At 40.5% G+C, this 14233-nt stretch carries 16 protein-coding genes; 9 read left to right on the forward strand and 7 right to left on the reverse strand.

Going from position 1 to position 14233, the window contains the following annotated elements; translation table 11 throughout:
- Positions 1-10: 10 nt before the first annotated feature.
- Positions 11-754: a glycosyltransferase family 25 protein gene (locus P3J6_RS06050; RefSeq protein WP_138607127.1), complete on the reverse strand. Its 744-nt coding sequence runs from the start codon at positions 752-754 to the stop codon at positions 11-13.
- 131 nt (positions 755-885) lie between these two features.
- On the opposite strand from P3J6_RS06050, the gene P3J6_RS06055 reads away from it, so the two are divergent.
- The gene (locus P3J6_RS06055; RefSeq protein WP_198522472.1) at positions 886-1716 is read left to right on the forward strand and encodes a sulfurtransferase; all 831 of its coding nucleotides are present in this window, start codon (positions 886-888) and stop codon (positions 1714-1716) included.
- Here P3J6_RS06055 and P3J6_RS06060 read toward each other — a convergent pair.
- Positions 1697-2068 (reverse strand): DUF5522 domain-containing protein, encoded by a 372-nt coding sequence (locus tag P3J6_RS06060; RefSeq protein WP_198522473.1) that lies wholly within the window; start codon positions 2066-2068, stop codon positions 1697-1699. The genes P3J6_RS06055 and P3J6_RS06060 overlap by 20 nt on opposite strands.
- Positions 2069-2111: 43 nt before the next feature.
- On the opposite strand from P3J6_RS06060, the gene P3J6_RS06065 reads away from it, so the two are divergent.
- Positions 2112-2438, forward strand: coding sequence for a hypothetical protein (locus tag P3J6_RS06065; protein WP_138607121.1), 327 nt, complete (start codon positions 2112-2114; stop codon positions 2436-2438).
- 113 nt (positions 2439-2551) lie between these two features.
- On the opposite strand, the gene P3J6_RS06070 is transcribed toward P3J6_RS06065, so the two are convergent.
- Positions 2552-3520 carry a class 1 fructose-bisphosphatase gene (locus tag P3J6_RS06070; RefSeq protein ID WP_008115459.1) on the reverse strand — a complete coding sequence of 323 codons (969 nt, stop codon included), beginning with the start codon at positions 3518-3520 and terminating at the stop codon, positions 2552-2554.
- Between the two features lie 154 nt (positions 3521-3674).
- Here P3J6_RS06070 and P3J6_RS06075 point away from each other — a divergent pair, with 154 nt between their 5' ends.
- A complete protein-coding gene (locus P3J6_RS06075; protein WP_198522474.1) occupies positions 3675-6104 on the forward strand; it encodes a zinc-dependent metalloprotease in 2430 nt (809 codons plus the stop codon).
- A 139-nt stretch (positions 6105-6243) separates the two neighbouring features.
- Positions 6244-7017, forward strand: coding sequence for a YggN family protein (locus P3J6_RS06080; RefSeq protein ID WP_010390508.1), 774 nt, complete (start codon positions 6244-6246; stop codon positions 7015-7017).
- A gap of 106 nt (positions 7018-7123) precedes the next feature.
- On the opposite strand, the gene rsuA is transcribed toward P3J6_RS06080, so the two are convergent.
- Positions 7124-7822: a 16S rRNA pseudouridine(516) synthase RsuA gene (gene rsuA, locus P3J6_RS06085; RefSeq protein ID WP_138607115.1), complete on the reverse strand. Its 699-nt coding sequence runs from the start codon at positions 7820-7822 to the stop codon at positions 7124-7126.
- 58 nt (positions 7823-7880) lie between these two features.
- Between rsuA and zapE the strand changes: the two genes are divergently transcribed.
- A complete protein-coding gene (gene zapE / locus P3J6_RS06090; RefSeq protein WP_198522475.1) occupies positions 7881-8990 on the forward strand; it encodes a cell division protein ZapE in 1110 nt (369 codons plus the stop codon).
- A gap of 72 nt (positions 8991-9062) precedes the next feature.
- On the opposite strand, the gene galE is transcribed toward zapE, so the two are convergent.
- A complete protein-coding gene (gene galE, locus P3J6_RS06095; RefSeq protein ID WP_198522476.1) occupies positions 9063-10079 on the reverse strand; it encodes a UDP-glucose 4-epimerase GalE in 1017 nt (338 codons plus the stop codon).
- A 251-nt stretch (positions 10080-10330) separates the two neighbouring features.
- Here galE and P3J6_RS06100 point away from each other — a divergent pair, with 251 nt between their 5' ends.
- Positions 10331-10819, forward strand: coding sequence for a DUF3016 domain-containing protein (locus tag P3J6_RS06100; RefSeq protein ID WP_178954788.1), 489 nt, complete (start codon positions 10331-10333; stop codon positions 10817-10819).
- 62 nt (positions 10820-10881) lie between these two features.
- Here the strand turns inward: P3J6_RS06100 and P3J6_RS06105 are convergent, their stop codons facing one another.
- Positions 10882-11172 carry a hypothetical protein gene (locus P3J6_RS06105; RefSeq protein ID WP_010390514.1) on the reverse strand — a complete coding sequence of 97 codons (291 nt, stop codon included), beginning with the start codon at positions 11170-11172 and terminating at the stop codon, positions 10882-10884.
- A 116-nt stretch (positions 11173-11288) separates the two neighbouring features.
- Here P3J6_RS06105 and P3J6_RS06110 point away from each other — a divergent pair, with 116 nt between their 5' ends.
- Positions 11289-11498 (forward strand): hypothetical protein, encoded by a 210-nt coding sequence (locus tag P3J6_RS06110; protein WP_008115467.1) that lies wholly within the window; start codon positions 11289-11291, stop codon positions 11496-11498.
- Here the strand turns inward: P3J6_RS06110 and epmB are convergent.
- Entirely contained in the window at positions 11495-12508 is a 1014-nt protein-coding gene (gene epmB / locus P3J6_RS06115) for an EF-P beta-lysylation protein EpmB (protein ID WP_198522477.1), read from the reverse strand. The two genes, P3J6_RS06110 and epmB, sit on opposite strands and share 4 nt — an antisense overlap.
- Before the next feature lie 40 nt (positions 12509-12548).
- On the opposite strand from epmB, the gene efp reads away from it, so the two are divergent.
- Entirely contained in the window at positions 12549-13115 is a 567-nt protein-coding gene (gene efp / locus P3J6_RS06120) for an elongation factor P (RefSeq protein WP_010390517.1), read from the forward strand.
- Positions 13116-13175: 60 nt separating this feature from the next.
- Positions 13176-14150 carry an elongation factor P--(R)-beta-lysine ligase gene (epmA, locus tag P3J6_RS06125; RefSeq protein ID WP_198522478.1) on the forward strand — a complete coding sequence of 325 codons (975 nt, stop codon included), beginning with the start codon at positions 13176-13178 and terminating at the stop codon, positions 14148-14150.
- The last annotated feature ends 83 nt before the right edge of the window (positions 14151-14233 follow it).

The raw sequence follows: 14233 nt of genomic DNA on the forward strand, positions 1-14233 counted from the left end.
TGCTTGAGTATTACTCACCTGTAATCTTAGCAAGATCTGCCGTTTTATATCGTCTTTGCATATGAATACTCGATCTATGAATTAAATTTCTGATAAATGTACTGCGGTTGGAATGAGAGCCTGCATTAGCGCTTGTTATTTCACTAATAAAGCTTCGATCTTCGGCAACAGGGTAGGGTTTTATGCCAATCATATTTAGGCCTACTTCAGTGTGAAACTGCATATCGACATCCACCGGTCTAAAAAACGGTTTTCTTTGCAGTAGTTTTTTAGCGCCGCTTAGTGAAATGATGTAGCCTTGAGTGCCGTTTGGTGCTTTTTTATAGTTGCCAACTGTTAGGCTGTTTTCTAATAACGTACTGTCAATAAATGGAAAGTTTCGATTATCAGATAGCTTGATTAAATCCCAGTTTTTTAATTTAAGCGCCGCATCAACAACATCTTTAAGTGAAGCTTCAATGAAAAGGTCATCCTCTAATACAACACAATAAGCGATATTTTCATCGACCATTTTTTGCCAAAGGCGCATATGGCTTACATAGCAACCAATTTCACCTGCAGATAGGTTGCGATTGTAACGTTTTTTATTTTTTTTCGGGCAATACCACTTGAGGATTTCTTGTTCACTAAGGTTTTTGCCAATGGTCGCTTCAAAACGTTCAGCATTTAAGTGTAGACTGGTAAGTCGCTTTAGGGTTGTTTCCCAACGGTCTTCGCAGCCTTGCATATTGATAATGTAAAAAGGGATTGGCATAATTTTATTTTATTTAGAAACCTCAAAGCAGCTATTTTAGCATTATTATAATTTGTAACCAGTCTAAATTCTGTTTATAAACAGGCTGTAATAATATATAGCTATTTCATTTCCTTAAATTTGGCAAGATGATGAAAAATATAGTCAGTGCAAAATGGTTACATGCGCGTTTAGAGCAAACTAACTTAGTTATTTTTGATGCAGGTATGCTACGCCCCTCAGCTGCAGGGGAGTATTCGCCAGTTGCTATGCTACCTAAAGCACAACGATTTGATATCAAAAAAGAACTCGCAGATACCTCAAACCCATTACCCAATACCTTGTGTAGTGCAGAGCAATTTACTCAGGTGATGCAAAAAGCAGGAGTGAATCACGATTCACTCGTGGTGATTTATGAAGATGCAGGGTTATTCAGTGCAGCTAGAGCCTGGTGGATGTTTAAAGCCATGGGATTTAGTAACGTTAAAGTGCTCAGTGGCGGTTTAGCCAAGTGGCTTGAACTTGGGCTTGTGGTTGAGTCAAATTATATACAAGCATCACTAAAAGGCGACTTTATTGCTCATTACCAACCTGGTTACTTTATTGATAAAAAGCAGGTACTAAGTGCTACTGAGGATGCCAATACGGTCATTTTAGATGCGCGTGCTTATGAGCGCTTTACGGGTAAAAATAAAGAGCCAAGAGCGGGTATGCGCAGCGGCCATATTATTAATAGCTACTCGCTACCTTTAAGTAGTTTATTAGAAAATGGCGAGGCAAAATCACTCGACTTTATACAAACACAGTTTAGTGAATTAGTCGGTAATGCAACCCAGATACAGTTTAGCTGCGGTTCGGGTGTTACTGCCTGTGCGCTTGCACTGTTCGCTGATGAATGCGGATATAATAATTTAAGTGTTTACGACGGATCGTGGAGTGAGTGGGGCGCTGATAGCTCACTGCCTATTGCTGTGGGTGGCTAATTTTACTATAGGGACAATTTTTACACCCGTTTTTGCAGCAAGTACCACGTTTTAAAAAATACCACTTACTAAACACCATGTAATTATTCTGCATGGTGTAATCTAACCCTTCAATTAAATTATCATGGCTTCTAAATTGTTTAGCAAAAGCGATTTGAGCTTTTATTGGTTGAGTGTATATAGTCTCTAAATAGCTATTTATTTTAGCAAGAGTACATAAGCGGCATAAGCAGCTGGTTGCTGTATCATCGAGTGGTAAAATAGCAGGTAACTGATAACACCAACATGCGGTTATATCATTAACATTACAGTTAAGCGTTGTATTACATTGGCTGCAGTTTATCTGGGTCATTTTAGGTCTTATTAACAGTAGAGCAGCAAGAATAACAAACATTATGAATATACAAAAAGCATTGGCTGAATTTATTACATTTGGCGAGCAAAGAGATAGTGCCATTAGTGTGATTGTTTCAACCGCAGCAAGCAATAAAACCTACCTGTACACACTCACTAAGCCTGTACTAATTAATGTACTTACGCGTTGTTTCAATAAAGAAATTGATATTGACGATTTACAGCTGTGGGCAAATGTTATTGAGTCGCGAGATGACATAAATTGCGCTGAGCATGAAGGTGTTATTTACGCGCTAAGTAATAGCGAGCAAATGGGCGAGTTGACTCATCAAAAGCTCGCACAGTTGTTAAAGCTGTTACAACAGTAGCAGGTGGTTATCAGAAAGTATGAAAGGTTTTAAGCAACAGTTTTCAGATGTTAGTAACCACTACTGGGCTAATCTCTAGCTGACACCTGAAACCTAAAACCTGTTCTTAAAGTTTACTTATGATAGCTCAAGCAAGTTTCTACTTCGTCCTTAGAGCCTAAAATAACCGCAACTCGCTGATGGATAGCATCAGGCTGAATATCCATAATACGCTCAGTGCCTGTTGAAGCAATACCACCTGCTTGCTCTACTAGCATTGCCATTGGATTTGCTTCATACAGTAAACGCAGTTTATTAGGTTTATTAGGATCTTTAGTGTCAGTTGGGTAAGTAAATAAACCACCACGGCTAAGTACACGATGAACATCGCCAACCATTGCAGCAATCCAACGCATATTGAAGTTTTGAGCGCGAGGGCCTGTATCTCCGGCAAGTAAGTCATTAATGTAGTTTTGCATCGCTGGTTCCCAGTGGCGCTGGTTAGAGGCGTTAATTGCAAATTCATTAGTTTTAGCAGGAATAGCGGCAAAATCTTGAGTAAGCAAAAAGCTACCTTGGGTTTTATCTAAGGTAAACATGCGTGTACCTTTACCCGTTGTTAGCGCAAGCATAGTTGATGGGCCATACAGTACGTAACCTGCAGCCACTTGTTGATGCCCAGGTTGCATAAAAATCTTTTCATCAGCAGCATCTGAGCCCACAGGTGCTTTCATAATAGAAAAAATAGTACCTACAAGTGAGTTAATATCGGTATTTGACGAGCCATCAAGTGGATCAAATGCAACAATGTACTCGGCATCTGGGTTACCGGCAACAGTATAATCTTCTTCTTCAGAGGCAATCGCTTTAACTGTGCCTGACTCCAGCAATATATCTTTTAATAACTGATTAGACAGTACATCGAGTTTCTTTTGTGTTTCGCCTTGAATATTTTCATCGAGGGTTGAGCCTAATACGCCCGATAATTCACCTTGACCGACGCGAAATGAAATTTCTTTACATGCCGCTAAAATAGTACGAATTAACGACAAAAGTTCTCTTGAACAGCCATCTTCTAGTAATACTGGTGGGAGTCTACGCATTCTTTTTTCCTGATAACGTGTTAAAACTAATCATAATGTGAGAGAGATTAGTTTAGAGCGCTGAAATTCGTCTTAAATAACTGTATTGTATAAATAACCCCCTATAATGGGGTACCTACATCGCATTTAAAACGCTAATAACAAAGATAAGATTATGCAAAAAATATCACGATTAAGTTACATACTCTTTACTGTGCTGCTCTGTATGATAACTCAAGCGCACGCAGCAATTAAGTCTATTGACGAATTTACTGAAAAAATGAACCATTTCCCTGGTTATTTTTCTTTCTTTTACGATACCCAAAACGGCAATGTGTATTTAAAAGTTGATAAACTTGAGCAACAATTTTTACTACAGCATAGCTTGCCTTATGGCGTTGGCTCTAACGACATAGGTTTAGATAGAGGCCAATTAGGCGGTACCTATTTGGTACAGTTTGAGCGCTTTGGCAACAAGGTGATGTTACGTGCCGTAAATACTTACTACCGTGCAAACACGAGTAATATAGCAGAGCAGCAAAGCGTTAAAGAAGCGTTTGCATCCAGCATTTTGGCGGGTTTTAAAGTTGTCGCTCAAGATGACAATGCTGCATTAATAGATTACACCCCTTATTTACTGAGTGACGTACATGGCGTAAGCCGTACTTTAGCTGCGCGCAAGCAAGGGCAGTTTAGCCTTGATGAGTCACGCAGTGCGGTATTTATGAATCGCTCAAAAGCATTTTTGAAAAATACTGAACTTGAAGCCATTCTCACCTTTAAAGGGTCTAAACCAGGTAAATACGTTCGCCAAGTGAGTGCTGATCCTTACGCTTTGAGTGTGCACATGCACCATTCACTTATTCAACTGCCTGATGATAATTACACGCCACGAAAATTTAGCCCGCAATCGGGTTATTGGAGTGTGGAGCATAAAAATTATGCAGCAGGGCTCGATGAGTCTATGTACGTGCGTTACATTCCGCGTCATCGTTTAGCAAAAAAAGATCCAAGCCTAGCAGTTAGTGAGCCAGTAGAGCCTATTGTTTATTACTTAGATCCAGGGGTACCTGAACCAGTAAAAACGGCTTTATTAGAAGGCGGGCAATGGTGGAATGACGCCTTTAATGCAGCAGGCTATAAAAATGCCTTTAAAGTTAAAGTGCTACCAAGTAATGCAGATCCTATGGATGTGCGCTACAACGTTATTCAATGGGTGCATCGTGCAACCCGAGGTTGGTCTTATGGCAGTTCAATTATAGACCCACGTACAGGTGAAATTATTAAAGGCCATGTGACACTAGGGTCGCTGCGAGTGCGTCAAGATATCCTTATTGCTGAATCACTCGCTGCGCCTTATTTAAAAGGCAATGAAGTGGCAGGTACTTTACATGCAATGGCACTTGATCGTATTCGTCAGCTCAGTGCTCATGAAATTGGTCATACACTGGGTATTGCGCACAACTTTGCTGCGTCAGTAAATAATCGAGCTTCGGTGATGGATTATCCGCATCCGTTATTGAGCTTTGCAGATAATGGTCAGTTAGACGTATCTGATGGTTATGCTAAAGGTATGGGCGCATGGGATACGCAAGTGATCAAATATGGCTACAATGACTTTACCGGCAAAGATGAAAGCGAAGCACTCGCTGCTATTTTACAGCAAAATAAATCGCTAGGTTTGGCGTTTATTTCTGACAGTGATGCCCGTGCCAAAGGTGGAGCGCACCCTACAGCGCATCTTTGGGATAATGGCAGTAATCCAAGTGAAGAATTACTTAGAGTACTTGATGTGCGCAAGCAGGCGCTCGGGCAGTTTGGTATTAACAATATAAAAACTGGGGTTGCACTGTCGCAGTTAGAAGAAAAGCTAGTGCCACTTTACTTGTTCCACCGTTATCAAGTTGAAGCGGTTGCAAAGCTTATTGCGGGCGTTGATTATGACTATGAAATTCGTAGTGATGCACCCGTTAAAGGCGCCCAAGTTGTAGCTAAAGAGGCTCAGCAACAAGCCGTTAATGCTATTTTAGCCACCCTAAAAGCAACTAATCTAACGCTGCCAGAGTCGATACTTTCCTTAATCGTACCTAAAGCGTATGGCGAGTCTAAATCACGAGAAAGTATAGTGGGTCGTACCGGCTTAACTATGGATGCACTTGCATTGCCTGAAGTGGCCGCGCAGCATAGCTTATCGCTATTACTTAATGCTCAACGATTAAATCGATTAGCACAGCAGCAAGCACGTGATAACCGCTTTTATAGCCTAGATGAGCTACTTAAACAGTTAAATAAGCAAGTGTTTAATGTATCAGCACCTGCCACCATGACAGGAAAAGTAACACAACGAGTACAGTACCTAACGGCAAAAGCCATGGCTGATCTTGTGGCTAACGACGGTTTAAGCCCTGAAGTGCAAGCGCAACTGCATTTCTATTTAAGCAAACTTGCTGATGAGTTTAATCAGCACTCTTTGCTAGGCCACCCTGAAGTGGGTGACAGCGCATTTAAAAACTATTTATCGTCGCAAATTAATCAGTTTTTAACAACAGGCCAGTGGCCTGATAATTTTAAAGCCCTGCCAATACCACCAGGCTCACCTATTTAATAGTACAAGCCAGAGGATAAAGGCGCTGTGTAAACGTTACGTTTCATGGTGCCTTGTTTTTAGGGTGTTACTTTTGCTTGCATAAAGTTGGTTTTTTGTTAATCTAGCCACCCCCTATTTTAGTCTTTTTGAGGTGTTTATGGCGTTTTTATCTCGTTCGATATTGGCGTTATCAATGGCACTTTTAAGCTCCAATGCAATCGCACAAAAACAATGTGATGTTGAACTTCGTCATGGTTTAATTATTACCGATGATGTGATCCGTATTGTTGATAAAGGCCAAACAAGGGTGCAAATTAACAATAATAATCAATTGTTTATTCGAGGCTACTGGGTCGATTTAAGCACCGACGAAAGCAAAGTGCTAGAACAATTTAGCAATGGTATTCGTCAAACAGTTCCTGAGTTGGTCGATTTAGCGACCGATGGCGTTAACCTAGGACTCAGTGCTATTGAGCATGTTGTTGAGGGCATGTCAGATAAAGAACCCGAAGTGCTAAAAACGCAATTACAATATGTAGAACGCGCACTTATGGATAAGTTTAAACGTGGCGACGATTTCTTTTTTATAGCGCCTCAATCGCTTTCCCAAATTGATGATTTTTTTACTAAAGAAATTAGTCAAAAAATACACTCCGCAGTACATGGCTCTTTGGGTGCTATTTTAATGTCGCTTGGGGATGCGTTTAAATCTCGAGAAGGCAATATAGAAGACCGTATGAACGACATGGGGCAACGCATGGATATCATCACCAAAGAAATCGATAAGTCGTTACAGAAAAAAGCCCATCAATTAGAACTTAAAGCCTCTGAATATTGTGAATGTTTAAACTCTCTAGATATTACTGAGTCTCGGCTGCAAGCGATTGTACCTGGGATGACAGACTTTGATTTAGTTCAGATTAAATCGTAAGAACAGAGATTAGGCAGGATTATAGAAGGCAACGAGCAGCGAGCCTAGAGCGGCAGATGAACAGCCCGAACCTCGCCCGAAACCATTTCCTAACACCTAAACAACCTCACAGTTTTATCTCTGCGGCAGTTAATGGGCGGTATTCACCTGCAGCCAAATCTTCACCTAACTTTATACCCGCAATTTGTTCACGATGCAGTTCAACTACTTTGTTATCTACCGCTGCTAGCATGCGTTTCACTTGATGGTACTTCCCCTCAGAAATAGACAAACGTAAACCGTAACTCCCTTCGCGTTCAGCAATAGCAGGGCGAGTTAAATCTTTTTCATTGTGTAACTGTACACCATCGCGTAGTTGCTGCAGTGCATCGTCGGTAATCGGCTCTTGGGTTTCGACTAGGTAGGTTTTAAACTTATTCTTTTTCGGCGAGGTAATTTTATGTGACCACTCGCCATCATTAGTAATAAGCACTAGGCCTGTGGTGTCTATGTCTAAACGCCCGGCAATGTGAAAGTCGGCCATATTTGGCTCATCAAGCAAATCAAATACGGTTTTGTGTAACTCATCTGAATTAGCGCATACATAACCTACCGGCTTATTGAGCATAAAGTAGCGTTTACCTAAAAACACTAATGGCTGATCATGAAATAACACGTCATCTTGTTGAGTAACTTGAAAGTCGAATGCCGTTATCACCTCGCCATTAACGCAAGCCACTTGGCTTTTTATTGCTGCGCGGGCTTTTGAGCGTGGTAACTCTGCTAAATGGCTAATAAATTTATCTAAACGGCAAGGAAATTTCATGTTGTTCACATTTTTAGTCGGCTACAATGGCCGCGAGTATAGCGGATAGTGAAATACCATGACAGAGCCCAGCACAGAAATTTTAAGCCTGTACCATAGCAAGGTTTCATCAGGAGAGCTTGATTTCGATGCGGCGCAGCACCTAGCTGTGAGTGCGCTACAGTCTTTAAGTGAGCAATTAAATCAGTCTGCAAGCTGGTGGCAAAAAGCACCTTCAATAAGGGGAATATATTTATATGGCCCGGTTGGTCGAGGTAAATCTATGTTGATGGACTTATTTTATGAAAGCTTACCCACAGAGAAAAAGCAGCGCCTGCACTTTCATCATTTTATCGAAAAAGTTCATGCTCAATTGGCCAAGTTACAAGGAGATAAAAATCCGCTGCAAATAATTGCTAAACAGTGGGCCAAAAAGATAAAAGTGCTGTGCTTTGATGAGTTTTTTGTTAGTGATATTGGTGACGCCATGATCATGGCTCGGTTATTTAACGCTTTATTTGAACAAGGCGTTGTGCTAGTAGCAACCTCTAACGCAAAACCGGAGCAACTTTATTACAACGGTCTGCAACGCGCGCGATTTTTACCAACTATCGATTTAATAAATGAACATTGTCGTGTAATTAACGTAGCGGGGGAGGAAGATCACCGCTTTAGATACGGCAGAAGTAGTCGTCATTATTTTATTAACTTGCCCGATGCTGAATTTGAGGCTGGGTTTTTATCCGCACATTCTCAAGTAATGCATGATAGTACAATGACAGTGCATGGCCGAGCTCTGTCCTATTTATTAAAAACTGACGATGCTTTACTGATTGATTTTATGGCATTGTGCTCAGGCCCTCGTAGCGCCAATGACTATATATTTTTAGCAGAACAGTTTTCGGTAGTATACATCGCGAATGTGCCAATAATGGGAAAAGAGGCAACTGGTAAAGTTATTGTACATGGTATAGAAGACAGTTATCAGCGCGAAAAGCAGCAGTTAGATGAGCACACTTTCGATGATGAAGCTCGGCGCTTTATTGCCTTAGTCGATGAGTTTTACGATTGCCACAAATTACTGGTAATTAATGCCCAGGCCGACATAAACGAGTTATACCAAGGTAAAAAGTTAAGTTTTGAATATGCGCGAACCCAGTCACGGATTGTAGAAATGCAAAATTGGTAAGTACAACATTAAAACACCGCATTTAATTTAAATGCGGTGTTTTAATTTTAAGCTGATAACTTAAAGAAGCCTTTATGACTTATATCCATTTGGATTATTTGATTGCCAGCGCCAAGTATCTTGCATCATGACATCAATACCGCGCTCGGCTTGCCAGCCTAGTTCACTAAGCGCTTTTTCTGGCGCAGCATAACAGGATGCAATATCACCAGGGCGACGAGGTGACACCGCATAAGGGATAGCTTGGTCGCTAGCCTTAATAAACGCATTGACCATTTGTAATACTGAATAGCCGTTACCGGTACCAAGGTTATAAATAAGTGCGCCGGTTTCTGCGGCTATTTTATCAAGCGCTTTTAAATGCCCTAAGGCTAAATCTACAACGTGAATGTAATCGCGTACGCCAGTACCATCTACCGTGTCGTAATCATCGCCAAATATAGCGAGCTGCTTTAATTTACCAACCGCAACTTGTGAAATGAAAGGCAGTAAATTATTAGGAATGCCATTAGGATCTTCACCAATTAAACCTGACTCATGGGCACCAACAGGATTAAAGTAGCGCAAAATAGCAAACGCAAAGCGCTCATCTGATTTAGCGATATCTTGCAGCATCATTTCAACCATTAGTTTAGACGTACCATATGGGTTGGTTGTACCGCCAACGGGGAAATCTTCGCGTATTGGTAAGCTTGCAGGGTCACCATAAACTGTTGCAGATGAGCTAAATACCAGTTTAAACACACCCGCGTCACGCATAGCATCAACTAGTGTTAATGTGCCTTGTACGTTATTTTGATAATACGCGATTGGTTTTGCTACCGACTCACCAACCGCTTTTAAACCTGCAAAATGAATTACACTATCAATGTTATGTTTTGCAAATACTGAGTCTAAAAAGGATTTATCTAAAATATCACCTTGATAAAAAGTAATTGCTTTACCGGTTATTTTTTTCACTCTCTCAAGTGATTCTTCAGAGGAGTTACTTAAGTTATCGATAACGATAACGTCGCTGCCTTGCTGTAAAAGTTCTAAAACGGTGTGTGAGCCAATATAGCCTGCGCCACCGGTTACTAAAATTGCCATGAATGCTCCTTGGAAACCTCTGTTCAATTACCCTAATTTCACCATAAATAATGAGTTTTTACATGTATTATTTTATTTGCTTTGTAATAGTATGATCGTAAACCGTACTTTCGATTACATTTTGTGCAATTTTAATAACACCTCAGCGTAAAGATTAAGTTATAGTTCATATGTAATTGCTAAAGTGATGTATAGCGATTTGTAAAATATTCAATTGATCACAATGATCAAAATACTCGTTGGAGAAACGTATGAACTTAGTTAAAAAAATAGCAATGTTGATGTGTATTGCACTACCGAGTGTTGTTTGCGCGGGTGAGGCTCAAGTGAAATGGCATGACTTTAATGATTATCGCGATGTACGCCCATCCAACCAAACTAAAGGCTCATACCATAAGCAAATAGCCAAAAGTATTGATGAACACTTTGCAAAGCTCAGCGAGCAACTTCCTAAAAACTACAGTTTAAACATTGAAGTAACCGATTTAGATTTAGCCGGAGACGTACGCTATGGCGGTGTTAACGAAATCCGAGTGGTTAAACCTATTCACTTTCCACGCATTGAATTTAATTATGTGCTTAGTGATGAAAGTGGCGTTGTCGCACAAGAAGATAACGTAAGCTTAAAAGATATGGGTTTTATGGATAAAATCAAAATGGGTCGAGATGAAGCATTTTACTACGAAAAACGCTTATTAACAGAGTGGTTTGGTGAACAAATTTTACCGCGTATCAAGTAAGCTAAAGCTAATAATGCAAAGCATCTACTTTGGTAGACGCTTTGCAAAGCAGTTGCTCATTTTTATTTAAAGGTCGCTAACAAGGTTAGTAAGTTTTGTAGTTTAATAACTGCTTGTTTTAGCTTTTCTTCGTCTAAACCGTCGCTTGATAAGCTTTCTACATCAGCGGCAACGTCTAAAACGTACGGCTTAAAGCGTTTAGCTTCAAAGCTAAATCCAGCGTCCTCGGCAAATAAGGCTTTAAATTTTCCGTGGCCTTGCTGTTGTAACTCATCGAGTTTTTTATCAGCATCAAGCGCCTGACGGTAAACAATTTTTAAGTTGGCGTTGAGTTGTTCAATTATAGAATCCATGGTTTTCCTAAAGCTTAGTGCAATGTTGCCGATAAATACTTAAGTGGGTTGGTAAAGTAATTTACCAATTCAGCGACTATAATACGTGTATTACATTTAAATGTCAGGTGTGAGTTATGAATATATCAGGTGGAAATCTACCTACAATCCCTGGTGCAGGCCAAGGCGCAGAGGTTTTAACTGCTGCTTTATCTAAAAAGCAACAGCAAGCTGACGGCGCCGCTGCACTTGCGCTTATTGAAGGTGCTACACAATCCTCAAGTGCACAAACACCGGCTAAGTCGGTTACTGCAACACTTGGGAATAATGTAAACGTTTATGTTTAAACCAATTTGAGGTCGATAGGGGTTTTACTTTTTTGGCCTCCTATTTCTCTAACTAGTTTAGGCACTAAAAATCCTGGCAGGGTCTCTAAAAGCTCTGCCATTATTTTTACGGCTTGTGCCTCATCTATATCAAAATGACTTGCGCCTTCTACTTTATCTAGTAAGTGTAAGTAATAAGGCAATACATTTGCATCAAACAACGCTTCACTTAAGTTTATTTGCGCATCAACTGTATCGTTCACGTCTTTTAAAATAACCGCCTGATTTAATAGCAGTACATTGGCTTGTTTTAGCATGTTCATGGCGTTTTTAAAGTCACTATCTATTTCGTTAGCATGGTTAATATGATTCACGAATATAATTTTTAGTGGTGACTTTGCTAATCTTTCACATAATTGTTCAGTAATGCGTGCAGGGATCACAACGGGTAAGCGGCTGTGTATGCGCATCCGTTTTATTTGTGGTATTTGCTCAAGCTCATCTAAAAACCAACTAATAGCATCGTCTTTGGCCATTAGTGGATCGCCACCACTTAAAATCACTTCGTTAATATTTTTATCAGCTTTTATATAGCTCAATGCATCAATAAGGCTGCGTTTATTTAACTGGTTTTCTTGATAAGGAAAATGGCGTCTAAAGCAGTAGCGGCAATTTACCGCACAACCAGTTTTAAACATGACTAAAACACGCGACTTATATTTATGTAACAGACCTGGTTGATTGTTATCTTGCTCAAGTAGCGGATCTTTATTAAACCCTGATTTAGTTAAAAACTCTTGATGGCGAGGCATAACTTGCAGCAATAAAGGATCATTTGCATCGCCGTGACGAATTTTTTTTATAAAAGGCAATGGCACACGAACAGGAAACAAGCTACGAGCTTTTATGTCGTTTTCATGGACTTGGCTCGATAAACCAACCATTTCTAACAACACTTTTGGGCAGGTAACTACATTTGCTAATTCTTTTTGCCAGTTTTTATGCAAATTTGCTTCATTTCTTTGTATCATTGGCACGTAGATTACTCGAAAAATATAAATAGAGGAAACGATGGCGAATTATAGCACCAACGAGTTCAAGGGCGGCCTAAAAATTATGATGGACGGCGAACCTTGCAGTATCTTAGAAAATGAAATGGTAAAACCGGGTAAAGGCCAAGCGTTTAACCGTGTTCGTATCCGTAAGCTTATCTCTGGCAAGGTACTTGAAAAAACCTTTAAATCGGGTGAATCGGTTGAAGGTGCTGATGTAATGGATACCGATTTAGCGTACCTATACACAGACGGTGAATTTTGGCATTTCATGAACAATGAAACATTTGAACAAATCGCTGCTGACGAAAAAGCACTGGGCGATGCTGGCAAATGGTTAGTTGAAAACGATGTATGTACTATTACATTATGGAACGGCAGCCCAATTGCTGTAACTCCACCAAACTTTGTTGAGCTTGAGATCACTGAAACTGATCCGGGCCTTAAAGGTGATACAGCGGGCACGGGTGGTAAACCAGCAACGCTTAGCACAGGTGCTGTAGTGCGTGTTCCATTATTCGTACAAATTGGCGAAGTAATTAAAGTAGACACTCGTAATGGTGAATACGTGAGCCGTGTTAAGTAAGCAGTAACGCGTCTTATTAATTAAATCCCAGCTTAAGCTGGGATTTTTTTTGGAGAAAATATGTCAGCAGATCTTTGGAAGCCGAGTGCCAGCATAGAAATACTTAAGCAACGCGCAGCAATTATGCGCAGCATTCGGGAATTCTTTTATGAGCGTAATGTAATGGAAGTCGAAACACCGAGTTTAAGTGGTGCCAGTGTAACCGATGTACATTTAGCCAGCTTTAATACTACATTTGTAGGCCCAGGCCATGCTGCTGGGCTTCCCCTGTTTTTGCAAACATCTCCAGAGTTTGCGATGAAACGCTTGTTAGCAGCCGGCTCAGGCGCTATTTTTCAGCTTTGTAAGGCATTTAGAAATGAAGAAGCGGGTAGTCATCATAATCCTGAATTTACTATGCTTGAATGGTATCGGCCTGGGTTTGACGAATTTGCTTTAATGGACGAAATAGATCAGCTGATGCAGCTCATTCTTGGGGTTGATCCTGCAGAGCGGATTACTTACCAACAGGCGTTTGAACGCGCGCTAGGGCTCGATCCATTAACTGCCTCTATCACGCAGTTACAACAACTCGCATGCGATCATGGCTTTGCTGATATTGCTAAAAACGAGACTCATAAAGATACCTTGCTGCAATTATTATTTTGTATGAAAGTAGAGCCAACAATAGGACAAGATAAGCCATGCTTTGTGTATCACTTTCCGGCATCACAAGCGGCACTGGCACAAATTTGTGAACACGATGAGCGAGTAGCAGGGCGCTTTGAGTTGTATTATAAAAATATGGAACTGGCTAACGGCTTTAATGAGCTCACTAATGCTAAAGAACAAGCAAAAAGGTTTAACGAAGACAACACCTATCGTGCTGCTAACAGCTTAAAGCAAGTTCCTATGGATACGCGTTTAATTGCGGCATTGGAACATGGTTTAGAGCAATGTGCGGGGGTTGCATTAGGGATTGATAGACTCGTGATGCTAGCAACCAATAAACAAAAAATAAAAGAAGTGATTGCGTTTGATGTGGCAAGAGCTTAAAGCAGCTAATAGCTTTTAGCGGTCAGCTATCAGATAAAAAAACACCGCGTTTGCATTAAGCGCGGTGTTTTCTATTCTCGAAC

The sequence above is a fragment of the Pseudoalteromonas sp. 3J6 genome (assembly GCF_903995135.1).
GTDB lineage: Bacteria > Pseudomonadota > Gammaproteobacteria > Enterobacterales > Alteromonadaceae > Pseudoalteromonas.

What these genes read in the sequence shown, in the direction of transcription:
- P3J6_RS06050 (WP_138607127.1), bottom strand. Translation starts at nt 754, where the DNA reads ATGCCAATCCCTTTTTACATTATCAATATGCAAGGCTGCGAAGACCGT.
- P3J6_RS06055 (WP_198522472.1), top strand. Translation starts at nt 886, where the DNA reads ATGAAAAATATAGTCAGTGCAAAATGGTTACATGCGCGTTTAGAGCAA.
- P3J6_RS06060 (WP_198522473.1), bottom strand. Translation starts at nt 2,068, where the DNA reads ATGACCCAGATAAACTGCAGCCAATGTAATACAACGCTTAACTGTAAT.
- P3J6_RS06065 (WP_138607121.1), top strand. Translation starts at nt 2,112, where the DNA reads ATGAATATACAAAAAGCATTGGCTGAATTTATTACATTTGGCGAGCAA.
- P3J6_RS06070 (WP_008115459.1), bottom strand. Translation starts at nt 3,520, where the DNA reads ATGCGTAGACTCCCACCAGTATTACTAGAAGATGGCTGTTCAAGAGAA.
- P3J6_RS06075 (WP_198522474.1), top strand. Translation starts at nt 3,675, where the DNA reads ATGCAAAAAATATCACGATTAAGTTACATACTCTTTACTGTGCTGCTC.
- P3J6_RS06080 (WP_010390508.1), top strand. Translation starts at nt 6,244, where the DNA reads ATGGCGTTTTTATCTCGTTCGATATTGGCGTTATCAATGGCACTTTTA.
- rsuA (WP_138607115.1), bottom strand. Translation starts at nt 7,822, where the DNA reads ATGAAATTTCCTTGCCGTTTAGATAAATTTATTAGCCATTTAGCAGAG.
- zapE (WP_198522475.1), top strand. Translation starts at nt 7,881, where the DNA reads ATGACAGAGCCCAGCACAGAAATTTTAAGCCTGTACCATAGCAAGGTT.
- galE (WP_198522476.1), bottom strand. Translation starts at nt 10,079, where the DNA reads ATGGCAATTTTAGTAACCGGTGGCGCAGGCTATATTGGCTCACACACC.
- P3J6_RS06100 (WP_178954788.1), top strand. Translation starts at nt 10,331, where the DNA reads ATGAACTTAGTTAAAAAAATAGCAATGTTGATGTGTATTGCACTACCG.
- P3J6_RS06105 (WP_010390514.1), bottom strand. Translation starts at nt 11,172, where the DNA reads ATGGATTCTATAATTGAACAACTCAACGCCAACTTAAAAATTGTTTAC.
- P3J6_RS06110 (WP_008115467.1), top strand. Translation starts at nt 11,289, where the DNA reads ATGAATATATCAGGTGGAAATCTACCTACAATCCCTGGTGCAGGCCAA.
- epmB (WP_198522477.1), bottom strand. Translation starts at nt 12,508, where the DNA reads ATGATACAAAGAAATGAAGCAAATTTGCATAAAAACTGGCAAAAAGAA.
- efp (WP_010390517.1), top strand. Translation starts at nt 12,549, where the DNA reads ATGGCGAATTATAGCACCAACGAGTTCAAGGGCGGCCTAAAAATTATG.
- epmA (WP_198522478.1), top strand. Translation starts at nt 13,176, where the DNA reads ATGTCAGCAGATCTTTGGAAGCCGAGTGCCAGCATAGAAATACTTAAG.